We start from the raw sequence: 24908 nt of genomic DNA on the forward strand, positions 1-24908 counted from the left end.
ATGGGTTTCAAGAATTTCCTAGAAAGCATTGAACACCACTTTGAACCAGGTGGTAAGCATGAGCGTTGGTTTGCTCTATATGAAGCATTCGCAACTCTTATGTACACTCCAGGTACAGTGACGCGTTCAAGTGCTCACGTTCGTGATAGCATCGATCTGAAGCGTATCATGATCATGGTTTGGTTTGCGGTATTCCCGGCGATGTTCTGGGGTATGTACAACGTAGGTGATCAAGCGATCACTGCACTAAACCACATGTATGCTGGTGATAAACTAGCAGCGATTATTGCAGGCGACTGGCATTACTGGTTTACCCAGATGCTAGGTGGCACTATGTCAGTTGATGCTGGCTGGGGTAGCAAAATGCTACTTGGTGCAACATACTTCCTACCTATCTACGCAGTAGTATTTGCTGTTGGTGGCTTCTGGGAAGTGCTGTTCTGTATGGTTCGTAAGCACGAAGTTAACGAAGGTTTCTTTGTAACTTCTATCCTGTTTGCATTGATCGTTCCACCTACACTTCCTCTATGGCAAGCAGCACTAGGTATCACATTTGGTGTTGTTGTAGCGAAAGAGATCTTTGGTGGTACAGGTCGTAACTTCCTTAACCCTGCTCTTGCAGGTCGTGCGTTCCTATTCTTCGCATACCCAGCTCAGATCTCTGGTGATCTAGTATGGACTGCGGCAGATGGTTTCTCTGGCGCGACTCCGCTAAGTCAATGGGCTCAAGGTGGTCAAGCTGGCGTTGTTAATACAGTAACTGGTCACACAATCTCTTGGATGGACGCATTTGTTGGTCATATCCCAGGTTCTATCGGTGAAGTATCGACTCTGTTCATTCTTATCGGTGGCGCAATGATTGTAGCTATGGGCATTGCTTCATGGCGCATCATCGCAGGTACAATGATCGGTATGATCGTAACTGCGACACTGTTCAACATCATCGGTTCTGATACTAACCCTATGTTCAGCATGCCTTGGCACTGGCACCTAGTTCTAGGTGGTTTTGCATTCGGTATGATGTTCATGGCAACTGACCCAGTATCTGCAGCATTTACTAATAAAGGTAAATGGTGGTACGGCGCACTTATCGGTGCAATGGCTGTGATGGTACGTGTTGTGAACCCTGCATACCCAGAAGGTATGATGCTAGCAATTCTATTTGCTAACCTGTTCGCACCGCTATTTGACAACCTAGTTGTTCAACGCAACATCAAACGGAGACTAGCTCGTCATGGCAAGTAATAAGGATAGCTTCTCTAGAACGCTGATTTTTGTTGTCGCATTGAGCCTTGTGTGTTCAATCGTAGTATCAACAGCAGCGGTATCACTACGTTCTAAGCAGCAAGACAACGCAGTTCTGGATGTTCAACGTAACATTCTATCTGTTGCTGGTCTGCTAAAAGACAACACCAATGTTAAAGAAACTTACAACGAGTTTATCGTTCCTAAGCTTGTTAACATCAAAACTGGTGAGTTCGTAGCTAAATCTGAAGAAGGCCAAACAGCAGATCAGTACAATCAACGTGCAGCTGCTAAAGATCCTAAGCAATCTATCAAGCTTTCTCCAGAACAAGACTTTGCTAAAATCATTCGTCGTGCAGACATCGCTAAGGTTTACCTAGTGAAAGATGCAGCAGGTAAAATTACTAAAGTGATTCTTCCTGTACACGGTAATGGTCTATGGTCAATGATGTACGCGTTTGTTGCTGTTGCAACTGACGGTAACACTATTGACGGCATCACTTACTACGACCAAGCGGAAACTCCGGGACTTGGTGGTGAGGTTGAGAACTTCAAATGGCGTTCTCAGTTCGTTGGTAAGAAACTGTACGATATGAATTTCAAACCTGCGATTCGTATTGTTAAAGGTGGCGCTCAGCCAGGAAGCGAGCACGATGTTGACGGTCTTTCTGGTGCAACACTAACAAGTAATGGTGTACAGCATACCTTCGACTTCTGGCTAGGCTCTCAAGGCTTTGGTCCGTTCCTAGCTAAGGTTCGTAACGGGGAATTGAACAATGGCTGATACTAAAGAAATGAAAAAGATCCTATTTGGACCTTTTATCGCCAATAACCCAATTGCATTACAGATCCTTGGTGTTTGTTCTGCGCTTGCGGTAACGACGAAACTAGAAACAGCGGTTGTTATGACGCTAGCAGTAACTGCGGTAACTGCATTTTCTAACTTATTCGTATCTCTAGTTCGTAACCAGATTCCTAACAGTGTGCGTATCATTGCTCAGATGGCGATCATCGCATCTCTAGTAATCGTGGTTGACCAGGTACTAAAAGCATATCTGTACGATATCTCTAAGCAGCTATCTGTATTCGTAGGCTTGATCATTACAAACTGTATTGTAATGGGTCGTGCTGAAGCATACGCAATGAAATCTGCACCACTACCATCATTCATCGATGGTATCGGTAATGGTCTTGGTTACGGTTTTGTACTTATCACAGTAGCATTCTTCCGTGAACTACTAGGTTCAGGTAAGCTATTCGGTGTTCAGGTTCTACCACTTGTTTCTGATGGTGGTTGGTACCAGCCAAACGGTATGATGCTGTTGGCTCCGTCTGCTTTCTTCCTAATCGGTTTCATGATCTGGATTATCCGTACTTTCCGTCCAGAACAAGTAGAAGCGAAGGAGTAAGGGGAACATGGAACACTATATTAGTCTATTAGTTCGTTCGATCTTCATCGAGAACATGGCACTTTCTTTCTTCCTAGGTATGTGTACATTCCTGGCGGTATCTAAGAAAGTAAAAACATCTTTTGGTCTTGGTATTGCAGTAACTGTAGTACTGACTATCGCTGTACCTGTGAACAACCTTGTTTACACTTACTTGCTAAAAGATGGCGCATTAGTTCAAGGTGTTGATCTAAGCTTCCTGAACTTCATCACCTTTATCGGTGTAATTGCTGCACTAGTTCAGATCCTAGAAATGGTTCTTGACCGTTTCTTCCCACCACTATACAACGCGCTAGGTATTTTCCTTCCGCTAATCACAGTTAACTGTGCGATCTTTGGTGGTGTATCTTTCATGGTTCAGCGTGACTACAACTTTACAGAATCTATCGTATACGGTTTAGGTTCTGGTATCGGTTGGATGTTGGCAATCGTTGCTCTTGCGGGTATCCGTGAGAAGATGAAGTACTCAGACGTGCCTCCAGGTCTTCGTGGTCTAGGTATTACCTTTATCACTGTAGGTCTAATGGCGTTAGGCTTTATGTCTTTCTCTGGCGTACAGCTGTAATCAGGATAAGTAAGGAATAGTCAATGGATATTATTATTGGCGTAGTTATGTTTACCTTGATTATCCTGGCTCTAGTTTTAGTGATTCTATTCGCTAAATCTAAGCTAGTACCATCAGGTGACATTACTATCTCTGTAAATGGCGACCCAGAAAAAGCGATTAAAACCGCTGCGGGTGGCAAACTGCTTGGCGCACTAGCGGCAAACGGTATTTTCGTATCATCAGCTTGTGGTGGTGGTGGTTCATGTGGTCAGTGCCGCGTGAAAGTAAAAGCAGGTGGTGGTGATATTCTACCTACTGAGCTTGACCACATCACAAAAGGTGAAGCACGTGAAGGTGAGCGTCTAGCTTGTCAGGTAAACGTGAAATCAGATATGGACATCGAACTTCCAGAAGAGATCTTCGGTGTTAAGAAGTGGGAATGTACGGTTATTTCTAACGATAACCAAGCAACCTTCATCAAAGAGCTTAAGCTTCAGATTCCAGATGGTGAATCAGTACCATTCCGTGCTGGTGGTTACATTCAGATCGAAGCTCCTGCTCACCATGTTAAGTACTCTGAGTTCGATGTACCTGAAGAGTACCGTGAAGACTGGGATAAGTTTAACTTGTTCCGCTACGAGTCAATCGTGAATGAGCCTATCATTCGTGCATACTCAATGGCGAACTACCCAGAAGAGCACGGTATCATCATGCTTAACGTACGTATCGCAACTCCGCCACCTAACAATCCAGACGTACCACCGGGTCAAATGTCATCATTCATTTGGTCGCTTAAAGAAGGTGATAAGTGTGTGATTTCAGGTCCATTCGGTGAGTTCTTCGCGAAAGAAACTGACAACGAAATGGTATTTATTGGTGGTGGTGCTGGTATGGCACCAATGCGTTCACATATCTTTGACCAGCTTAAGCGTCTGCATACTAAGCGTAAGATGTCTTACTGGTACGGTGCACGTTCTAAGCGTGAAATGTTCTACGTAGATGATTTCGATCAGCTAGCAGCTGAGAATGATAACTTTGTATGGCATTGTGCACTGTCTGATCCATTACCAGAAGATAACTGGGATGGTTACACTGGCTTTATTCACAACGTTCTTTATGAGAACTACTTACGTGATCACGAAGCTCCAGAAGACTGTGAATACTACATGTGTGGTCCACCAATGATGAACGCTGCTGTTATCGGCATGCTAAAAGATCTTGGTGTTGAAGACGAAAACATTCTTCTTGATGATTTCGGTGGCTAATAAGCCTATAACGCACTAATGAAATGGCTGACCATGAGAGTGGTCAGCCTTTTTTCGTCATGGCGTTATAAAGACCTTTAAAACAGTAAGTCTTTATGTGAAATGATGAGCAACTAAATCATCTTTCATTATGGTTATTATTAAATATCTATTTATATATCTATATATACATAGTGTAAGCAGGCACTTACTAATCATAATTAAAATGATTTAGAAGTTAGGAGTCATAATGAAACAACTCTGGATTCGATTGACCGCTATTTTGGCTGTCAGTCTATTTTTAACGGCGTGTGGGGATCAGCGCGAGCAAGTGCATTTAGATGGCACGACAATGGGAACCTATTACTCGATTAAGTATATTTCTCAACCCGATTTACCAACACCAGCAACCATTAAGGCTGAAATTGATCGTAAACTTGAGTTAGTCAATGATCAGATGTCGACATATCGCCCTAGTTCCGAACTGAGTCGATTTAATCAGCATCAAAGCAGTGAGCCATTCCCAGTTTCAGCAGCAACAGCAAAAGTCATTCGTGAAGCTCTGCGTATTTCTCAGCTGTCTAATGGTGCCTATGATGTCACGGTTGGACCTTTGGTTAATTTGTGGAGTTTCGGTCCTGAAGCGCGTCCAGAGAAAACTCCAACTGAACAAGAGCTAGCTTCTCGTCAAGCAGAAGTGGGTTACCATCACCTATCGGTTACTGGCGATAATAAGCTGATTAAAGATATTCCTGGCCTTTATGTGGATCTTTCATCGATTGCAAAAGGATATGGTGTTGATGTTATCGCAGAATATCTAGCAAGTTTAAATATTAAAGACTATATGGTTGATGTCGGTGGTGAGATCCGAGTTAAAGGGGCAAACGTAAATAATGTCCCTTGGCGTATTGCGATTGAAAAACCGATTAGCAATGAACGTGCGGTTCAGGATATTATCCAAGTTGGTGATAACGGCATTGCAACATCAGGTGACTACCGTAATTACTTTGAACAAAATGGGGTTCGTTATTCTCATTTAATCAATCCTCGTACTGGTAAACCTATTGCGAACCATGTGGTTTCTGTTACTGTGATCAGCCCAAACAGCATGACGGCAGACGCTTATGCTACGACATTCTCTGTTATGGGTGAGCATGAATCAATTGCATTAGCAAACAAAGAACAACTTCCTGTAATGCTTATTGTGAAAACTAAAGATGGCTTTAAAGAATACGCTTCTGATACGTTTGCACAGTACGTCGTTAAGAAAAATTAGTAGATAGAGGTAGTCATGGCTGTATATCTTACAACATTTGCTGTTTTCCTATTGGTTATTGTTGCAATGGCCGTAGGATACATCTTCCAACGTAAAACCGTAAGCGGTAGCTGTGGTGGCTTAGGTTCAGTGGGCATCGATAAAGAGTGTGATTGTCCTGAACCGTGTGATGCACGCAAAAAACGTGAAGCTCGTGCCGCACGTCAGGCTGAGTGGAAGAAGAATCAGATTATTTAAATGATTTAAGTTTCTAGAAGCTAGAGCTTAGAAAAATTTAGGATAGGGTTTAGGAGTGAAAAGCTTGATATATCGTTAGGCTTAGTCAACACATTCTTAGACCCTAGACCCTAGACCCTAGACCCTAGACCCTAGACCTTTTTCCCCATTTCCCGCTATAATAGTGCTGTATGAATAAACAGTGCTTTCTATGTCTCTAATTTCTCCTCAAACAGAACCCGTTCGTAAAATCATCCATGTTGATATGGATTGCTTTTATGCAGCTGTAGAAATGAGAGATAACCCTGAATTGCAACAAGTACCGTTGGCGATTGGCGGACGCTCAGAGCGTGGCGTCGTCAGTACTTGTAATTACATTGCCCGGCAATACGGTATCCACTCTGCTATGCCAACCGGAAAAGCATTAAAACTGTGTCCTCATCTGACTTTGGTTAGAGGGCGGATGGAGGTTTATAAGCAAGTCTCGCAGCAGATTCGCGAGATCTTTCACCGCTATACCGATAAAATTGAACCCTTATCACTTGATGAAGCCTATTTAGATGTCACTGAATGTGAGATGTTTCGCGGCTCTGCAACCTTGATAGCGCAAGATATTCGTCAAACGATTGAACGTGAGTTACAACTTACCGCATCAGCCGGAATTGCCCCGATCAAGTTTGTTGCCAAAATTGCTTCTGATATGAATAAGCCTAATGGACAATATGTGGTAACTCCTGAGCAAATACTGCCTTTTGTGACAGAGCTTAAGTTAGAAAAGATCCCAGGAGTGGGAAAGGTAACGTTACAAAAACTGCATGATAAAGGTTTGTATCTTGGCAAAGATGTTCAAAATTACGATCGTACACTGTTAATGCAGCAATTTGGTAAGTTTGGTCAATCACTATGGAATCGTGCCCATGGTATTGATCCAAGAGAAGTGGTCGTTGAGCGTAAAGCAAAGTCGGTAGGTGTTGAACGTACTTTTGCTCATAATATCTCAACCTATGATGAGTGTTGGCAAGTTGTAGAAAAGCTCTATCCTGAATTAGAGCAGCGATTACAACGGGTACGACCTGAGCTTAATATTGCCAAACAAGGTGTTAAGGTAAAGTTTGCTGATTTCCAACAGACTACGGTTGAGCATTCATTCCCTAAATTAACAAAAGAGCAATTTGCTGGATTGTTGCAAGAGGCGATGACACGTCAACAGGGGCGAGAAATTCGTTTAATTGGTTTGAGTGTTGGGCTTGAACAAGGGCTAAAGGCGCAGCAACTTGCTTGGGATTTTTAGTTTATTGTTGCTTTATATATAAAAAAACGAGCACCTTTACGATGCTCGTTTTTCTTTAACCAGAAACTCAGTGTTTAACTGGGATGTTTTTCAAGATCGCTACCATTTGATCCCAGAATAGGGCAACAGTCTCGATATTAACTTTTTCATCTGGTGAGTGTGGGAACTTAATTGTTGGACCAAAAGATAGCATATCCATAGTTGGGTATGGTTTCTTAAATAGACCACATTCAAGGCCAGCATGAATCACCATGATATTTGGTGTACGGCCATACATATTGTTATAAGTATCGCGGAATAGATGCATGATTTCAGAGTCTGCATCAGGCTTCCAACCTGGGTAAGCACCTGCAAACTCACAGCTTGCACCTGCCAGTTCGGCAACAGCTTTAAGCATACCTTCAACGTTGCTACGGCCCGAATCAATAAGTGAACGAATCAAACAAAGAATAGTAACTTTGTTCTCTTCCGTTGTGATAACACCTACGTTTAGAGAGGTTTCAACAACACCTTGAATATCATCACTCATACGGATCACGCCGTTAGGGCATGCATTTAGTACAGCAACTAGGCGGTTTTGATCAGCAAGAGCCATAATTTGGGCTGGTTGCTCTTGAGTTTCAATAAATAGGTTAATGTCAGTTTCAACATGACCTAACTCAGCATTTAGCAGATCTTGATAATGACTAAATAGTTCATTTAGTTTATCTAAATTAGCAGCTGGTAGTGCTACAACGGCATTTGCTTCACGAGGAATAGCGTTACGAAGACTACCGCCAGTGATGCTTTCTAAGCGCAAACCTAATTCTTGAGCGTGACCAAATAAGAAGCGACCAAGCAATTTGTTTGCATTACCACGACCAGTATGGATATCACAACCTGAGTGACCACCTTTCAGGCCTTTGATAACAAGTTTTGCACCAACAAGCTCTGATGGTGTTGCTTCACGAGCAATTTCTACTGTGATCGCACCGTCTACACCGCCAGCACAGCCCATGTAAACTTCACCTTCTTGCTCGGAGTCAGTATTAAGAAGAATATCACCTTCTAACCAGCCAGCTTCAAGACCGAAAGCACCTGTCATTCCTGCTTCTTCATCAATAGTTAGCAGAACTTCTAGAGGACCATGCTCAATATCTTTTGCAGCCAGAACTGCAAGACATGTTGCCATACCAATACCGTTATCAGCACCTAAAGTAGTACCTTTAGCAGTAACCCATTCGCCATCTACATATGGTTGGATAGGATCAACTAAGAAGTCGTGAGCCGTGTCTTCATTTTTCTGAGGAACCATATCGATGTGAGCTTGTAGAACCACACCTTTACGATCTTCCATTCCTGGCGTTGCTGGCTTTTTAATGATTACGTTACCAACATTATCGCGACGAACATCAAGGCCTTCTTGTTGAGCAAAGCTAACGATGTATTGTGCTAATTGCTCTTCATACTTTGATGGGTGAGGAATAGAACAAATTTTATCGAAAAATTGCCATAACGCTTTTGGTGAAAGTTGACTGATTTCAGACACAGCAGTCTCCCTTTATAGAATCTTGGGCTGAGGTTTTACCTAAAGAACAGTCTAATGCTGCTTTAGATAACCGAAATGATAGTGATATTAACTATCATGAATGGACTCAGCATACCACTGTGTCTTTGGCCGTGATAGTGAAAAATTCTTTACTTGAAAGGGAATGTGAGCTCTCCATCACTCTGATTGTCATAACGCTATACGATTTTGTAGAAACTTGACTGTTTTTTAACTGGCGTATTGAGCAAAAAGAAGAAATGACTTTGAATAATTGGTTGGTTGAATAAAAGCAGCTCGTTATCGGTGTAATAAAATTACCGTATAATGTCAGAATAAAGTGTTTTTTGTGAAAAGTGTGACGAGCTTAAAGAAAATGCTTGTAATTAAATTACTATATGGTTATGATTTCAGCATCTTCAAAGAAAACGAAGTAAATACACTAAACGCTCAGGATGAGCCCGAGAATATCGCCTCCAAGGAACCGAGATTAAGTGGGACCAATGATGGTCTAAATTGCTCCAAGGACTTGAGCCATGCATGACGCATGTTTTTGGATTACTTATGATTAAGGTGATAACAATGAAACTATTTTCTTCTATTGCGCATTTTTGGAATAACCGTTCTATCTATACTGGTAACTTCACTTACCCAAGTTCTTTCGGTTATAAATAATTGAATTTGTGCTGTTGTATTTTCTAATACAGCAACACCGAACATTATGTTCACCCCCCCTAAAATTAAGAATTCTTAAATAGCCAAATGTGGTTATTTGCAACAATTCTGCCGCCACTCCAGTTTGGGGTGGCGTTTTTTTATGCTTGTAAAAGCAAACTTGCTTAAGAATAGCATTCTTCATTTTTTGGTTGTTGAAAAAATAATCACACCTATTTTATTTATCTTATTGCTTTTAAAGGTCTTTTTATCTTGAAATTTTTGTTGAACATAAATAGAACTCTAATCTATTAGTTTTTTGGCAATTGTCAGGGTAAATAGTGGAAATCCATCACTTCTGCGACTATAATCCCACCCCAAAAATAGGCTGCGCAAACGTTTTCTATTTTTATTTTACTTTTATGCATAAATCTCCAAGGAACCGAGTTGCATGTTCGAAAAACTGTTTAAGTTAAAGGAAAACGGTACGAATGTTCGTACTGAGGTGCTAGCTGGGGTAACAACGTTCCTCACCATGGCTTATATTATTTTTGTGAACCCAACAATGCTGGCCAATACCGGTATGGATAAGGGCGCAGTGTTTGTTGCGACCTGTCTTGCTGCCATGATTGGCTGTTTTGTGATGGGCTTTATTGCAAATTATCCGGTGGCTCAAGCGCCAGGTATGGGTCTTAATGCCTTTTTCACTTACAGCGTTGTACTTGGTATGGGCTATACTTGGCAAGTTGCATTAGCTGCGGTTTTCTTATCTGGCTTATGTTTTATCGCCCTGAGTTTGCTTAAAGTTCGTGAATGGATAATTAATGCCATCCCTCATTCTTTGCGGATCGGGATATCGGCAGGTATAGGTTTATTCCTTGCTTTTATTGCCCTGCAAAGTTCGGGTATCGTTGTTGATAATCCTGCAACGTTAGTGAGTGCAGGCGATCTAACCAGTTTCCCAGCTGTTATGGCAGCTTTAGGTTTTTTCTTAACGATCGCTTTGGTTCATCGTGGTTATAAAGCTGCAGTATTAATCGCTATTTTGGTTGTTACTGGCATTAGCATTATTTTTGGTGAAGTGACCTATAACGGTGTTGTTTCTATGCCACCAAGTCTTGCACCAACCTTTATGCAGTTAGATTTTTCAGGCGCAATGGAAGTGGGCCTGATTTCTGTTGTATTTGCTTTCTTATTTGTTGATTTGTTTGATACTGCAGGCACATTAGTTGGTGTAGCAACAAAAGCAAATCTGATGGATAAAGATGGCAAACTGCCACGTTTAAGTCGTGCATTATTAGCTGATAGTACAGCAACATCGATTGGTGCGTTATTAGGTACATCCAATACCACCTCTTTTGTTGAAAGTGTGTCGGGTGTAGCAGTTGGAGGACGTACAGGTCTTACTGCTGTCACAGTCGGTGTATTATTCCTGTTGGCTTTATTTTTTGCGCCACTTGCCGGGATGGTTCCTGCTTATGCAACCGCTGGTGCATTATTCTATGTGGCAATTTTAATGATGTCTGGGTTGGTGAGCGTAGATTGGCGTGATCTTACCGAGGCAGCACCTGTTGTTGTAGTGTGTTTATTAATGCCTTTAACCTACTCAATTGCAGAAGGTATTGGTCTTGGTTTTATTACTTACGCTGCAGTAAAAGTGATGAGCGGGAAAGGGCGTGATATCAATGTCAGTGTTTGGGTCATTGCAGGTCTGTTCTTAGCTAAAATCATTTTTCTATAAGTTTCAGTTTGGCTAGATAGTTTCTGTTTAGCCTCTATATTTTTACAGTTTTATCAGAACAGAGGTTCTTTGGATTATGACTCAGAAGTTCGTCATCACTTGGGATAACATGCAGATGTACACTCGCCAGTTAGCAGAGAAATTGCTACCTGCCGATCAGTGGAAAGGTATTATTGCAGTAAGCCGTGGCGGTTTAGTACCTGCAGCGATTTTGGCTCGTGAGTTAGGCCTTCGTCATGTCGATACCGTGTGTATTTCTAGCTACGACCATGATCACCAACGTGATATGCGTGTTCTTAAGCAAGCTGATGGTGATGGTGAAGGTTTCATTATCATTGATGACTTGGTTGATACTGGCGGTACTGCTGAGAAAATCCGCGAAATGTACCCTCGTGGTAAGTTTGTAACTGTATGTGCAAAACCTGCAGGTAAGCACCTTGTCGATGATTTTGTTGTTGATATTCCGCAAGATACTTGGATTGAACAACCTTGGGATATGGCAGTAACATTTGTTGATCCTATCGCTAAACGTTAAGATCATCGATAAGAAGTAGTTTACTAAATCCAGTAAACTAAGATTGACTAAAAGGCGCTCTATTTTGAGCGTCTTTTTTTATGATTTAACAGCAAACCCATACTAGCCTTGTTATAGTATCTGTAATTCAAATTATCATATGTAATAACTAATGAAACAGTATGTTACTGTTTGTCTGTATTACATTGAGATACTTTTTTCTTGGCGACTGTAACTAAGTTGCAGTGTGATGCCCTTGAACGGCTAGGGAAGTTATTATGGCTGAATCTTCAAAGACCAATCTGTCTGAAAAACTATTTGCACCAAGAGCTAATATTAAAGAAACATCAAATTTAGTGAAAATTGCTCATAGTGATACAGCGGTGCATAACGCAATTGATGGCGATAGTGAAACGGGATGGTATCGAGTTTTGCGTCGTCCACAATGGATCTGGCAAGGGGTTGACCCTATTGTGCTTGAAGAAGTCTTGGCTCGTATCGCTTCAACAGAGGCTCCTCGTACCGATGATGCACTTCTTGATACCGTGATTGGTTATCGCCCTGGTAACTGGAACTATGAGTGGTCGCAAATAGCAGGGCGCTATCACAAGCAAGCTCGTTACCAAGCATCACAAGGTAATAAAGAAACTGCTGCTGAACTGATGTTTAAATCCAGTATCCATTACAGCATTGCAGCTTATCCTCATATCAAAGGGGACGAATTAGCGGCTCAAGCAGAATTACACGCCAATCAAAGTTATAAAGAAGCGATTGAGTTACGTCCTCATGATATGCGCACAATAGATGTAAAATATGAGGGTAAAACGTTCCAAGCGTTTATTCACCTCCCTCGGACCGATAAGCTGCTTCCGACCGTTATTGTGAGCGGTGGCTTAGATACTATGCAGTGCGATCTATGGCGTTTATACACGGATTATTTAGGTCCTGCTGGTTTTGCTATGGTCACTCTTGATATGCCATCGGTGGGTTACAGTGCCCGTTGGAGTTTGACTGAAGATACCAGCCGATTGCACCAAGCCTTACTACAGCAACTGCGTGATGTCCCTTGGGTAGATCATCATAAAGTGGCGATGTTAGGTCTACGCTTTGGTGGTAATGCAGCTATTCGATTGGGATTTCTTGAGTCAGCTCGATTGAAAACCTGCATTAGTTTAGGCGGTATTATTCATAGCTTCTTTACTCAACCTAAGATGCTTGATCAAATTCCACGTATGTATTTGGATGTTTTAGCATCTCGTTTGGGCAAAAATGGGGTATCAAAAACCGCGTTATTATCTCATTTACCTGCTTGGTCATTAAAAAATCAAGGTATTGTTGGTCGACGCCCAGTAGGTATTCCTATGCTTGGTTTGAGTTTAAAAAATGACCCTGTTTGTCCTGAATCGGATAATCAGCTGATTGCGATGTCGAGTTATCGTGGTAAAGCGGTGACCTTACCAGAGAAGCCGCTTCATGATGGTTATCATCGTGCCATGACTATGGTGGTTGAGTGGTTAAACGAAAAAGTATTAGCAGATTAATAGCAACTTGCTGAAATTTAAAGCGTTAACTTGTGATGGTTAGCGCTTTTTTTTACTTTATACTGGCTTTACTTTTGTTTATCCAAAGAGACTTGTCCATAATTATTAGATAGTTAGCTAATGGATGATTAGCTGTATAATCAAACTATGGATGGGTAGACTATGACAACAGCAACATTTCCCCCTTATGGCCGATTAGTCACAAAATTAACCGCTATCGGTCCATATTTACGTCAAGAACAGACCAGTACAGAGCTGTTTTTCTTTGACTGTTTAGCCAGTTGTATTAATGCCAATAAAGACCCTGAGAAGCGAGAGTTTTGGGGCTGGTGGATGGAATTAACACCAACTGAGCGTGGTTTTAGTTATCGCTATTTTTTTGGCCGCTATGATGTTAATGGTGACTGGAGTGAAGATAAGTTACCAGCAAAACATAAAGATGCGGTTATGGAAACATTAAACGATTTCTATCCGAAGCTATGTCAGTTTGTGATTGATGAAAGCGAGTTAGAGTTAACACCAAGCAAAGACTTATCTGAACCTCAATTAGAGCGCTAAAATCACTTCTTTTTTTCGCTACGATAAAATATTTTTCCAATAGAGAGTGTCCATTTTTTCTATCTAAATAGATGAGATGGGCACTTTTTTGTTCTAAAAACCATCAACAGCTGTTTTAAGTATGAATTCACGCTGTTCAATTCGCTTTTTTCTTGTGCTTTTTGCGTGGTATTGATAAAAGGAAGGTACTCTTATTATTCATCCTATTTTTAAAACCAATGGCAGAATCTAAAACACTTACAGCGAATACAAAAAACGGTGCTGATGTTAAGCACACCGTGGTTGTTAAGCTAGGTACCAGTGTTCTAACTGGTGGTACTCTAAAGCTAAACCGTGCCCACATGGTTGAGCTAGTGCGTCAATGTGCAATGCTTCGTCACGAAGGTCACAAAGTTATTGTGGTAACTTCAGGTGCAATTGCAGCAGGCCGTGAACATTTAGGTTACCCCGAACTGCCCAAAACCATGGCAAGTAAGCAGTTACTAGCAGCTGTTGGTCAAAGTTGTTTGATCCAAGAGTGGCAGAGCTTATTTGGCATTTACGGTTTTAATATTGGTCAAATGTTGTTAACTCGTGCTGATTTAAACGATCGTGAGCGTTTTTTAAATGCGCGCGATATGTTAGTTGCGCTTCTTGATAATGGCATTATCCCTGTTGTAAATGAAAATGACGCAGTAGCAACGACTGAAATTAAAGTTGGTGATAATGATAACTTATCTGCATTAGTCGGTATTTTAGCCGGAGCTGATAAACTCTTATTATTGACCGATCAACCTGGCTTATTTACGGCAGACCCTCGCAGTAACCCTGATGCTGAGCTTATTCGTGAAGTTCATACTATTGATGAGACACTACGTAACATTGCTGGTGGCAGTGTCGGTGGCCTTGGTACTGGTGGTATGGCTACAAAACTTCAAGCAGCAGATGTTGCTCGTCGTGCAGGAATTGAAGTGGTTATTGCAGCGGGAAGCCGACCTGATGTAATCATTGATTTAGCTCGTGGCGAATCCGTTGGTACTCGTTTCTTACCTCTTGAGTGTCCACTTGAGAGTCGTAAACGCTGGATTTTAGCAGGTCCTCCTCCAGCGGGTGACATCATGATTGACGATGGTGCGGTTGTTGCTGTTCAAGAACGTGGTAGTAGCCTATTACCAAAAGGGATCACTGGCGTTAAAGGTGAGTTTGAACGAGGTGAAGTTGTCCGTATCTTCAATAAAGATGGCGTATTACTGGCTCGTGGTATCAGTCGTTATTCCAGTACTGACATGTTAAAAATTGCCGGAAAACACAGTCATGATATCCATCAAATTCTTGGTTATGAATATGGTCATGTTGCGATTCATCGTGACGATTTGGTTGTGATCTAAGCATAATTAATCAATATATTGCATATCTTTTCTGTGGTGAATAACCGACAATGGCAGAAGAGATAACAAGAATACAGCAGGGGAAGTTGGACGTGAATTTAGAATTAATGGGTCAAGCTGCACAACAAGCGGCTTTTGAACTGGCAACCGTTGCCACAGCACAGAAAAATCAAGCACTAGCGATTATTGCAGACGAGTTGGAAGCACAAGAAGCAACCATTTTAGCTGCAAATGAAAAAGACATTACAGCTGCGCGTGAATCTGGCATGAGCGATGCACTTATCGATCGTCTTTTACTCACGAAAGATCGTTTGGTCGGTATTGCTAATGATGTTCGTAATGTCATTAAACTAAACGATCCCGTTGGCTCTGAAATTGATTGCCGAGTACTGGAAAATGGTATGCGTTTGAGCCGTCGTCGTGTACCACTTGGCGTTATTGGTGTTATTTATGAGGCGCGACCAAATGTAACCATCGATATTGCGGCCTTATGTCTAAAAACAGGTAATGCAAGTATTTTGCGTGGTGGTCGTGAAACATTCTATTCGAATATGGAACTGGTTAAAGTCATTCAATCTGCATTAGATAAAGCAGGACTTCCAGCGGCTTCGGTTCAATATATTGAACAACCTGACCGTGAATATGTGTCTCAGTTACTGCGCTTAGATCAATACGTCGATATGATTATTCCTCGCGGTGGTGCAGGCTTACATAAAATGTGTAAGGAAAACAGTACCATTCCTGTGATTATTGGTGGATTTGGTATTAGCCATATGTTTGTTGATGCCAGTGCAGATCTTACTCGCTCACTGGATGTGGTTGCAAATGCTAAAGTGCAACGTCCGTCTGCATGTAATGCATTGGATACACTACTTGTACATGAGAAAATTGCGGAAGCTTTCTTACCTCGTTTGGTTGAGCGTATGAATGCTGGCAAAGTGACCTTAGTTGCCGATGAAGCGGCATTTGCACTATTGGAGGGTAAAGCCTCATCACTACGCTTAGTTCAAGACGGTGATTTTGATACTGAATGGCTCAGCTATACACTTGGTATCAAGGTGGTAGCTGATGTTAATGAAGCTATTCTGCATATGCGCGAACATAATGCGAGCCACTCAGATTCGATTCTAACAAATGATTTGATGGCTGCTGAACGTTTCGTTAATGCGGCAGGCTCTGCAGCGGTATATGTCAATGCATCAACTCGTTTTACAGATGGTGCACAATTTGGCTTAGGTGCTGAAGTTGCGGTATCTACTCAGAAGTTGCACGCTCGCGGGCCAATGGGCTTAGAAGAGTTAACCAGTTATAAATGGGTGGGCGTTGCGGACTATTTAAGTCGAGCTTAATCTGTCTCTATTGAAAAACGGCTGAAGTGTGATGCTTCAGCCGTTTTTTTATTTTGGATCTTGTTCTGAATTCGCGCGTTCTTTTTCTTGCTCTGCTTTTAATGCGGCTTCACGCTGCTGTTTTTCTCGGAGATAGTCAATTTTCTCTTTCTGACCAAACTTCATATGGGCGGTGTATTTTAGAGCCGCAATATTGCTGGCAATCACTGCTACGATAATTAACGATATTACCCACGGATTAAAGAGCCACTCCATTTGCACCTCTATCTAGTTAGCTTCATCATTTGTTTATCAGCATAGCAATAAGCCTTTATTTTCGCGAGAATAATTCAGGTTAAGCTAATGTTTTTTCAAGCACTTTTTGATACATGTCAGTAAGCAGTTCAAGGTCTTCTATTTTGACACATTCGTTAACTTTATGAATTGTCGCATTAACTGGCCCCAGTTCGATCACTTGAGCTCCTGTACGTGCGATAAATCGACCATCTGAAGTGCCACCACTGGTTGAAAGCTCGGGGGTGATATGAGCGACTTCTTCAATCGCGGCCACCACAGCATCAACGAGTGTTCCTTTTTCGGTTAAGAATGGATGACCGCTTAAAGTCCAGTTTAAGTGATAGTCGAGCTGATGTTGATCTAAAATCTCATGAACTTGAGCTTTGATCGCTTCATCGGTTAATTCGGTACTAAAACGGAAGTTAAATTGAACCTGACACTCTCCAGGAACGACATTTGATGCTCCTGTACCTGAGTTGATATTGGGGATCTGAAAGCTGGTCGGCGGAAAATAGTCATTGCCGTTATCCCATGTTTTTGCCGCTAATTCAGCCAGTGCAGGCAGAGCTCGATGAACGGGATTATCTGCAAGATGAGGGTAGGCAACATGGCCTTGGATCCCTTTTACGGTTAGATCGCCGGTAATGGATCCACGACGTCCATTTTTGACCACATCACCCACAACAAGCGTTGAGGATGGTTCGCCAACAATGCAGAGATCAATTTTTTCATTACGTGCTTCGAGCGTATCAACCACACGTGTTGTCCCGTTAATAAATGGCCCTTCTTCATCGGAAGTGATAAGAAGACCGATAGATCCTTGATGATCCGGGTTTTCTGCAATAAAACGTTCAATAGCGACAATCATGCAGGCTAAGGAACCTTTCATATCGGCAGCTCCTCGCCCATATAGCATGCCATCTTTAATGGTGGGCTCAAAAGGAGGAGTATGCCATTGCTCTATTGGGCCTGATGGGACTACATCGGTATGGCCAGCAAAAACAAACAGAGGAGCTTGAGTGCCTCGGCGAGCCCATAAGTTAGTGGTATCGTCAAATACCATGGTTTCAATACAAAAACCAAGTTGGCGTAAACGTTCTATCATTACATCTTGGCAACCTGCATCTTCAGGAGTGACGGAGCGGCGGCTGAGCAAATCCTTAGCCAGCGAAATAACAGGACTATCTGACATCCTTGAATCCTTATTGTTGAGTAAAAATAGCTTGGTATTGTTCAGGTTTAAAGCCCAAATGATAAGCGTGATTATGCAGTAATACCGGACGCTTAATGATGGCTGGATTAGCTAACATGATCTCAATCGCAGAGGCTTGGTCTAGCCCTGCTTTTTGCTCATCAGTCAATTGACGATAAGTGGTACCACGTTTATTGATTAAGCTCTCCCAGCCTAATGCGGCAATAAAAGTCTCCAACATCTCTTTATTGATGCCATCAATGCGATAATCGTGGAATGTATAAGGGATATTCTCGGCGTCTAACCATTTCTTCATTTTTTTGATGGTATCGCAGTTTTTAATGCCGTAAGCGATAGTTGGTTCTGTCATGCTGAGTCTTCCTCTGTATTGTTCTACTCTAATGGAAGGTATGAATTCAATTCGAATGCGTTACCTTGTAAGCCATTGAGGTATTTATTTGAGTTAATAGAGAAACTCTACCTGCGTTAGTAGGACTCTGTCTAGTTTCGATTCTGTGCCAGCGAGTTTTAAGTAAGAAAATTACAAAAGTTAACGCATTCAAATTTATTTGAAATAAAAAATGAGATCAGGATCGAGAAATTAAACTGTGGTCGTTATTAAACCGTGTGCCTAATTGATCAAACGCAACATGATTTGCGTGGAACAGAGAATAATAGACCTCAGTATAGTATGGAGGTCTCAATGGAATTGAATCCTGTTTTTGCGCGTCGTTTATATTTAGCGCTATTGGTCGAGCATTTGGAACGCCCTAATGTTCCTCGTTTAATTGAACAAACGGGTTGGCCGCGTCGTACCATTCAAGATGTACTGAAAGCGCTACCTGGTTTAGGAATTGAGCTCACATTCATTCAAGATGGTCGTCGCCATAATGATGGTTATTATAAGTTGAGTGATTGGGGACCATTTGATGTTTCTTGGGTCGAAAGTCGTGAAAAGGATCTGATTATAGCCTTGAATTGATGCAGTGAGATTAGACCAATCTCAATAAGAGCAAACCGCTGCCAATACTAGGAATGACAGCGGTTTTTTTTGTGTTTTATCGTTACTGACCTAGTGATTCTAGATACAAAACAGTGGCTGCGGTTCTTGATTTCACTTGCAGTTTTTTCAGCAAGCTTTTCATATGAACTTTCACGGTTGATTCTGAGATAAACAGCGTGTCGGCAATTTGTTTATTGCGGTGACCTTTCGCCACTTCTTGTAAAATTTGCAGTTCACGATCGGTCAGTGTGCTCAGTAGTGAGTCTTGTGTTAAGTCATCACTTAAATACTCTTTTACAATAGAACTGTATGCTTCTCCTCCTGCAAGAGCTTGGTGAAGAAGAGCGATCAGTTCATCGGGTTCGGTATCTTTTAGTAAATAGCCATCAGCTCCAGCGGCAACAAGGGCTTTAATATCAGCTCTACTGTCTGAAACGGTTAAGACAACAATGGTGGAGCTGATCCCTTCATTGCGCATGGCTGTTAGGGTATCTAAACCTGACATCCCTTTCATATTAAGATCGAGCAGAATCAGATCTGGATTAGTCTCCAATGCTAAAGCAACCGCATCGACTCCGTTACTGGCTTCTCCGATCACATTGAACTCAGGCTCAAAACTAAGTAACTGATTGATACCTCTACGCATAAGTGGGTGATCATCCACAATGATAATTTGCCAATTACTCATTTTGGTCTTCCTTTGGTAATAAAAATGTTAGCTCAATTTCGCAGCCTTTTTGCGGTTGAGTATGGATCTCTAACTGCCCATGTAACCGAGCTGCCCGCTCATTCATAATGGCTAAACCGTAGTGGTTAAGCTTTGGATTTCTAGGATCAAAACCATCACCATCATCTTTAATTGAAATGGCAATTTTGTCGTCTTGTTGTAAACATCGAATTAAGATCTCATCCGCATTGGCATGTTTGATAGCATTAAGTAGTGCTTCTCGTATGACTTGCAAAAGATGAATTTGATGATGGGCTTGTAAATGCAGTGATGAGAGTTGATTATCGACCACAATCACGGCATTGGTTTGCTCTTCTAATGGTTCAATCATGGTTGTTAAAGCTTGGGCAAAATCTGCTTCTGCAACGGTTAATCGGAATGTGCTTAATAGCTCTCTAAGTTGAGTGTATGCTCCTGACAATCCCTGTTCAATATCAGCGAGAACTTCTTTTGCTTGCTGAGAATTATCTTTATTTATCTGCCTTTTAAGTAATGTTAGCTGTATTTTAAGATAAGAGAGCGATTGCGCTAAAGAGTCATGAAGTTCTCTAGCAATGGTTGCGCGCTCTTCCATAATTAGTAGTTGCTCGGTCTGTTTTTGAGCTCGGTTATAGTAAATACCACGAGCAAGAATTCGCGCAATATTATCGATCAGTGCTTGATCGGGGCATGGCAGTGAATATTGCCACCATAATTGTCCTAATACTTCGCCATCAATAGCCAAATCTTGATAGTGCCAAGAGCGGTGAATATCGACAACTCCGGAGTCGATCTCATATTGATGACCATTACTTTCACTAATACTGAGCTTTACTGCGGTTAGACCTTCTAATGCTACTAATGTATTGAGCATGGAATGAAAATTTTCTTCGCTGAGTCTACTTACAGATAGTTCTTGAGAGCATTGATATAGAATTTGTAATGAATCATTAGCATGCCGTAATCGATGGGTTTTCTCATTCACCTTTTGCTCTAACCCGTGATAGAGCTTACCCAGTTCAGATGCCATCGTATTAAAAGTATTGGTAAGAAGGCCTAACTCGTTGTTATTGGTTATTGCTAAATGAAGATCAAATTCACCTTGTTTTATTCGTTTACTGGCACTAACAAGACGGTTTAGCGGTGTAACAACTTGGCGCTGAGTAAAATGAATCACAAAAAGGGCAACACAAAGAATAAGGGTTAATCCCATCCCTCCTAATACCGCAAGCATACGCAGTTTTGTGATAGAAAATTCTTGTAGTTCAAACACAAACTTATCAATACGAGTCACAAAGTCAGCAACATTTGTCAGGTACTTCTGCTGTTTTGCTAAGGAATCTGGTTTGAGCTCATGCCATCTGTCTATCAAGCTATAGTAATGCAACTTGATCCGCCTTGGCACTATTAGAGAGTCGAGCTCAGCCATCGGTTCGGAAAATAGCGAATTTTCAAATTGAGTGATATGGCGAGGAAGTTGTTCTGAATGCGTCTGAATGTCATAAGCCAAACGATAACTTTGCATGCGCAGCGAACCAGATACGTTCACTGCCTCTGCATCATTTAAACTGGATGCTAAAGTTAATAAAGCAAAACTGGTTGTGATGACCGATAACAGCAAAATACAGAGCATAGCTCGAGCTATTGTAGTGGTTACTGGTTTAAATGGTCTGCTCGGCACGTTATTTCAGTCCTATCTTTATTTGGCTGCAACAAAAGGGTGAGGGGCGCAAATATTGAGCGCTTTCTTAGTAAGATTTGTTGATCTATCGCAATTCTACCCCGTAATTACCTCTTAGGGGGTATTTAAGCATTTATTTCAATAATTAGACTACTCATAACAAAAAATGAAGTTTTATGAATAGCTCTGTGACGTTTTTTGAGGAGTTTTTTGTGACTTCCTTATAAAGCCTACTACCATTTGTTCATATCTATTCATAAAAATATTGAGTGATGTTTGATAAATCAAGACGAAATTTATTTTCACGGCGACAAGTTAGAGAGTGGACAAGGCTTCCGTGGAGTATTGCTGAAGATGAATTTGTTGATCGCTGTACACGCTGTAAAAAATGCATAACAGCTTGTGAAACACAGATTATCGCAGTCGGGGATGGAGGGTTCCCCGAAGTGAATTTTCAGCAGGGAGAAGGTGAATGCACATTTTGTTATCAATGTGCAGATGCTTGCCCTGAATCGCTTTTTTTAGAGCAGAAACAATCACCATGGCGTAACAGAATTGACATTCAGACCAATTGTATCGCTCTCCATAATGTTGAATGCAGAAGCTGTGGTGATATGTGTGAGACTCAGGCAATTTCATTTCAACTTCAAGTTGGGAGCTGTGCGGTTCCTCAACTTGATACTGATAAATGTACTGGGTGTGGGGCGTGTTTATCAACTTGTCCCGTTAGTGCCATTACATTAACAGCCCATCAATCGAAGGAGTAAGCATGGCTGTACAAGAAGTTCATATTTCCAGTTTAGTCGTGCATGTTAATCCGGAATATTTGCCACAAGTTAAAGAGCAAATCTTACAGCTGCCAAATACTGAAATATATGGCGACAGTGTAGAAGGAAAGGTCGTGGTAGTCCTTGAAACAGAGAATCAAGGCTATGTGACTGACACAATCGATAAAATTAATAATTTAGACCACGTGTTAGCAACGTTTTTGGTGTATCACCAAATTGAGCACTTTGAGACGCAATCTGAGGACAACGCATGAAGATGACAAGACGAGCATTTGTGAAAGCGAATGCTGCAGCTTCCGCAGCTGCTGTGGCGGGGATCTCTCTGCCAACATCTGCAACGAACTTAATCGTAAGTTCAGATGAAACCAAAATTAAATGGGATAAAGCGCCTTGTCGTTTTTGTGGTACAGGTTGTTCTGTTCTTGTTGGCACCCAAAATGGCCGTGTTGTAGCAACTCAAGGCGACCCTGAAGCTCCAGTGAACAAAGGCTTAAACTGTATTAAAGGCTACTTCTTATCAAAAATCATGTATGGCAACGATCGCTTACAAACGCCGATGCTACGTATGAAAAATGGTCAATACGACAAAGAAGGTGAGTTTACAGCAGTTTCTTGGGATCACGCATTTGATGTAATGGCTGAGAAGTGGAAGCAAGCACTACAAAAACAAGGCCCATCAGGTGTTGGTATGTTTGGCTCGGGCCAATGGACGGTAATGGAAGGTTATGCTGCATCTAAAATGATGAAAGCAGGTTTCCGCTCTAACAACATCGACCCTAATGCTCGTCACTGTATGGCATCAGCGGTTGTTGGCTTTATGCGTACCTTTGGTATCGATGAACCTATGGGGTGTTATGACGACTTTGAACATGCCGACGCATTTGTGCTTTGGGGTTCAAACATGGCTGAAATGCACCCTGTTCTATGGACTCGCATTACCGATCGCCGTTTGAGTAATCCACATGTTAAGGTCAATGTGCTGTCTACGTATTATCATCGCTCATTTGAGTTAGCAGATAATAGCATGATCTTCGAGCCGCAAACCGACCTTGCAATTGCTAACTACATTGCTAATTACATTATTCAAAATGATGCAGTAAATTGGGACTTTGTTAATAAGCATACCCACTTTAAGCGCGCACAAACGGATATCGGTTACGGTTTACGTGATGATAATCCACTACAGAAAAAAGCTAAAAATCCAAACTCGGGTGAAATGTTTGCCATGACGTTTGATGAGTATAAAGCCTCTGTTGCTGAATACACATTGGAAAAAGCGTCGGAAATGTCGGGTGTTGAGCCTGAAAAGCTCCTGACGATGGCAAAAATGTATGCAGATCCAAAAACGAAAGTGATGTCACTTTGGACCATGGGGGTTAACCAGCACACTCGTGGCGTTTGGATGCAGAGCCTGATTTATAACCTTCACCTATTAACGGGTAAAATTGCTCAACCAGGTAATAGCCCATTCTCATTAACAGGTCAGCCGTCTGCGTGTGGTACTGCTCGCGAAGTGGGAACATTTGCCCACCGCTTACCTGCTGATATGGTGGTTGCAAATCCAAAGCATCGCGCGATTGCTGAGAAAATTTGGAAATTGCCAGAAGGTACTATTCCACCAAAACCTGGTTACCACGCTGTATTGCAAGATCGCATGCTAAAAGATGGCAAGCTGAACGCATACTGGGTGATGTGTAATAACAATATGCAGGCGGGTCCAAATATTAATGAAGAACGTCTACCAGGTTACCGCAACCCTGATAACTTTATTGTCTGTTCAGATCCGTATCCAACGGTAACGGCACAAGCGGCAGACCTTATTTTGCCAACTGCGATGTGGGTTGAGAAAGAAGGCGCATACGGTAACGCAGAACGTCGTACTCAGGTTTGGTATCAGCAAGTTAAAGCGCCAGCAGAAGCTAAATCCGATCTATGGCAGATCATGGAATTTTCTAAGCGCTTTAAAGTTGAAGAAGTATGGGGTGATGACCTTATCGCTCAGATGCCTGAATACCGTGGTAAGACTATGTATGAGGTCTTATTTAAAAATGGTCAAGTGGATAAGTTCCCACTAGCTGAAGCTCAAGAGCTTAATGATGACGCTCAAGCCCAAGGTTTCTATGTACAAAAAGGCTTATTTGAAGAGTATGCATCATTTGGTCGTGGACATGGTCACGATTTAGCCCCGTATGATACATATCATCATGTTCGAGGTTTACGTTGGCCTGTTGTCAATGGCAAAGAGACTAAGTGGCGTTTTGCTGAAGGTTCGGATCCTTATGTACCAGAAGGTAGTGAGTTTTACTTCTATGGTAAGCCAGATGGTAAAGCCAATATCATTTTTGCACCATTTGAATCAGCACCTGAAACACCAGATAAAGAGTACGACATGTGGTTGTGTACCGGCCGAGTACTTGAACATTGGCATACAGGAACAATGACTCGTCGAGTTCCTGAATTGTATAAAGCGGTGCCTGATGCGGTTTGCTTTATTCATCCAGATGATGCAAAAAATCGTGGTTTACGTCGTGGTGATGAAGTGATTGTTGCTTCTCGTCGTGGTGAGATTAATTGTCGAGTAGAAACTCGTGGTCGTAACCGTCCTCCCGTTGGATTGGTCTTCATTCCATTCTTTGATGCTCGAATTTTAGTGAACAAGTTGATTCTTGATGCGACCGATCCGCTCTCCAAGCAGACGGACTTCAAGAAGTGCCCAGTTCAAATTCGTAAAGCATAAGGGATTAAA

25 protein-coding genes are annotated in these 24908 nt (G+C 41.8%); 19 read left to right on the forward strand and 6 right to left on the reverse strand.

Annotated features, from left to right (window positions below; all coding sequences use genetic code 11):
* The 8 genes from WAX86_RS03920 to dinB all read left to right on the forward strand — a co-directional run bounded on the left by WAX86_RS03920 (position 1) and on the right by dinB (position 7267).
* Positions 1-1245 carry an NADH:ubiquinone reductase (Na(+)-transporting) subunit B gene (locus WAX86_RS03920; protein WP_005300633.1) on the forward strand — a complete coding sequence of 415 codons (1245 nt, stop codon included), beginning with the start codon at positions 1-3 and terminating at the stop codon, positions 1243-1245.
* Positions 1235-2029, forward strand: a complete 795-nt coding sequence (locus WAX86_RS03925; RefSeq protein WP_036764282.1) for a Na(+)-translocating NADH-quinone reductase subunit C — start codon at positions 1235-1237, stop codon at positions 2027-2029. The genes WAX86_RS03920 and WAX86_RS03925 overlap by 11 nt, the downstream gene beginning before the upstream one ends.
* A complete protein-coding gene (locus tag WAX86_RS03930; protein ID WP_005300626.1) occupies positions 2022-2654 on the forward strand; it encodes an NADH:ubiquinone reductase (Na(+)-transporting) subunit D in 633 nt (210 codons plus the stop codon). The genes WAX86_RS03925 and WAX86_RS03930 overlap by 8 nt, the downstream gene beginning before the upstream one ends.
* Before the next feature lie 7 nt (positions 2655-2661).
* Complete coding sequence (gene nqrE, locus WAX86_RS03935) at positions 2662-3258, forward strand: NADH:ubiquinone reductase (Na(+)-transporting) subunit E (protein ID WP_005300623.1); 597 nt, start codon at positions 2662-2664, stop codon at positions 3256-3258.
* Positions 3259-3281: 23 nt separating this feature from the next.
* A complete protein-coding gene (gene nqrF / locus WAX86_RS03940) occupies positions 3282-4505 on the forward strand; it encodes an NADH:ubiquinone reductase (Na(+)-transporting) subunit F (RefSeq protein WP_065170098.1) in 1224 nt (407 codons plus the stop codon).
* Positions 4506-4734: 229 nt separating this feature from the next.
* Complete coding sequence (locus tag WAX86_RS03945) at positions 4735-5760, forward strand: FAD:protein FMN transferase (protein ID WP_341489128.1); 1026 nt, start codon at positions 4735-4737, stop codon at positions 5758-5760.
* A 15-nt stretch (positions 5761-5775) separates the two neighbouring features.
* Complete coding sequence (gene nqrM, locus WAX86_RS03950; protein WP_005300614.1) at positions 5776-5997, forward strand: (Na+)-NQR maturation NqrM; 222 nt, start codon at positions 5776-5778, stop codon at positions 5995-5997.
* Positions 5998-6187: 190 nt separating this feature from the next.
* The gene (gene dinB, locus WAX86_RS03955; RefSeq protein WP_065170099.1) at positions 6188-7267 is read left to right on the forward strand and encodes a DNA polymerase IV; all 1080 of its coding nucleotides are present in this window, start codon (positions 6188-6190) and stop codon (positions 7265-7267) included.
* Positions 7268-7334: 67 nt separating this feature from the next.
* Here the strand turns inward: dinB and WAX86_RS03960 are convergent, their stop codons facing one another.
* Positions 7335-8795, reverse strand: a complete 1461-nt coding sequence (locus tag WAX86_RS03960) for an aminoacyl-histidine dipeptidase (protein WP_065170100.1) — start codon at positions 8793-8795, stop codon at positions 7335-7337.
* A gap of 1102 nt (positions 8796-9897) precedes the next feature.
* Between WAX86_RS03960 and WAX86_RS03965 the strand changes: the two genes are divergently transcribed.
* From WAX86_RS03965 to WAX86_RS03990, 6 genes are all read left to right on the forward strand, one after another.
* The gene (locus WAX86_RS03965; RefSeq protein ID WP_065170103.1) at positions 9898-11187 is read left to right on the forward strand and encodes an NCS2 family permease; all 1290 of its coding nucleotides are present in this window, start codon (positions 9898-9900) and stop codon (positions 11185-11187) included.
* Between the two features lie 76 nt (positions 11188-11263).
* Complete coding sequence (gene gpt, locus WAX86_RS03970) at positions 11264-11722, forward strand: xanthine phosphoribosyltransferase (protein WP_005300602.1); 459 nt, start codon at positions 11264-11266, stop codon at positions 11720-11722.
* A 257-nt stretch (positions 11723-11979) separates the two neighbouring features.
* The gene (gene frsA / locus WAX86_RS03975; protein ID WP_065170104.1) at positions 11980-13242 is read left to right on the forward strand and encodes an esterase FrsA; all 1263 of its coding nucleotides are present in this window, start codon (positions 11980-11982) and stop codon (positions 13240-13242) included.
* A 162-nt stretch (positions 13243-13404) separates the two neighbouring features.
* A complete protein-coding gene (gene crl, locus WAX86_RS03980) occupies positions 13405-13800 on the forward strand; it encodes a sigma factor-binding protein Crl (protein ID WP_341489129.1) in 396 nt (131 codons plus the stop codon).
* Positions 13801-14018: 218 nt separating this feature from the next.
* Positions 14019-15167, forward strand: coding sequence for a glutamate 5-kinase (gene proB / locus WAX86_RS03985; protein ID WP_005300596.1), 1149 nt, complete (start codon positions 14019-14021; stop codon positions 15165-15167).
* A 50-nt stretch (positions 15168-15217) separates the two neighbouring features.
* Positions 15218-16516 carry a glutamate-5-semialdehyde dehydrogenase gene (locus tag WAX86_RS03990; protein ID WP_341489130.1) on the forward strand — a complete coding sequence of 433 codons (1299 nt, stop codon included), beginning with the start codon at positions 15218-15220 and terminating at the stop codon, positions 16514-16516.
* Positions 16517-16564: 48 nt separating this feature from the next.
* Here WAX86_RS03990 and WAX86_RS03995 read toward each other — a convergent pair whose 3' ends face one another.
* From WAX86_RS03995 to WAX86_RS04005, 3 genes are all read right to left on the reverse strand, one after another.
* Entirely contained in the window at positions 16565-16771 is a 207-nt protein-coding gene (locus WAX86_RS03995) for a DUF2897 family protein (RefSeq protein ID WP_036764277.1), read from the reverse strand.
* 79 nt (positions 16772-16850) lie between these two features.
* Positions 16851-17984, reverse strand: coding sequence for a succinyl-diaminopimelate desuccinylase (gene dapE, locus WAX86_RS04000; RefSeq protein WP_341489131.1), 1134 nt, complete (start codon positions 17982-17984; stop codon positions 16851-16853).
* Between the two features lie 10 nt (positions 17985-17994).
* Complete coding sequence (locus tag WAX86_RS04005; protein WP_341489132.1) at positions 17995-18354, reverse strand: ArsC family reductase; 360 nt, start codon at positions 18352-18354, stop codon at positions 17995-17997.
* 333 nt (positions 18355-18687) lie between these two features.
* Here WAX86_RS04005 and WAX86_RS04010 point away from each other — a divergent pair, with 333 nt between their 5' ends.
* The gene (locus WAX86_RS04010) at positions 18688-18966 is read left to right on the forward strand and encodes a helix-turn-helix domain-containing protein (RefSeq protein WP_036764275.1); all 279 of its coding nucleotides are present in this window, start codon (positions 18688-18690) and stop codon (positions 18964-18966) included.
* A gap of 82 nt (positions 18967-19048) precedes the next feature.
* Here WAX86_RS04010 and WAX86_RS04015 read toward each other — a convergent pair whose 3' ends face one another.
* Positions 19049-19675 (reverse strand): response regulator, encoded by a 627-nt coding sequence (locus WAX86_RS04015; protein ID WP_065170107.1) that lies wholly within the window; start codon positions 19673-19675, stop codon positions 19049-19051.
* A complete protein-coding gene (gene narQ / locus WAX86_RS04020; RefSeq protein ID WP_341489369.1) occupies positions 19668-21314 on the reverse strand; it encodes a nitrate/nitrite two-component system sensor histidine kinase NarQ in 1647 nt (548 codons plus the stop codon). Before narQ ends, WAX86_RS04015 begins: the two co-directional genes overlap by 8 nt.
* On the opposite strand from narQ, the gene WAX86_RS04025 reads away from it, so the two are divergent.
* The 4 genes from WAX86_RS04025 to napA all read left to right on the forward strand — a co-directional run bounded on the left by WAX86_RS04025 (position 21217) and on the right by napA (position 24899).
* On the forward strand, positions 21217-21417 hold the full coding sequence (locus WAX86_RS04025; RefSeq protein WP_224756767.1) for a hypothetical protein: 201 nt from the start codon (positions 21217-21219) through the stop codon (positions 21415-21417). The two genes, narQ and WAX86_RS04025, sit on opposite strands and share 98 nt — an antisense overlap.
* A gap of 229 nt (positions 21418-21646) precedes the next feature.
* Complete coding sequence (napF, locus tag WAX86_RS04030; protein ID WP_341489133.1) at positions 21647-22141, forward strand: ferredoxin-type protein NapF; 495 nt, start codon at positions 21647-21649, stop codon at positions 22139-22141.
* 2 nt (positions 22142-22143) lie between these two features.
* A complete protein-coding gene (locus tag WAX86_RS04035; RefSeq protein WP_036764272.1) occupies positions 22144-22416 on the forward strand; it encodes a chaperone NapD in 273 nt (90 codons plus the stop codon).
* The gene (napA, locus tag WAX86_RS04040; RefSeq protein WP_341489134.1) at positions 22413-24899 is read left to right on the forward strand and encodes a periplasmic nitrate reductase subunit alpha; all 2487 of its coding nucleotides are present in this window, start codon (positions 22413-22415) and stop codon (positions 24897-24899) included. Before WAX86_RS04035 ends, napA begins: the two co-directional genes overlap by 4 nt.
* The last annotated feature ends 9 nt before the right edge of the window (positions 24900-24908 follow it).

Origin of the sequence: Photobacterium damselae subsp. damselae, assembly GCF_038086725.1 — a bacterium.
GTDB lineage: Bacteria > Pseudomonadota > Gammaproteobacteria > Enterobacterales > Vibrionaceae > Photobacterium > Photobacterium damselae.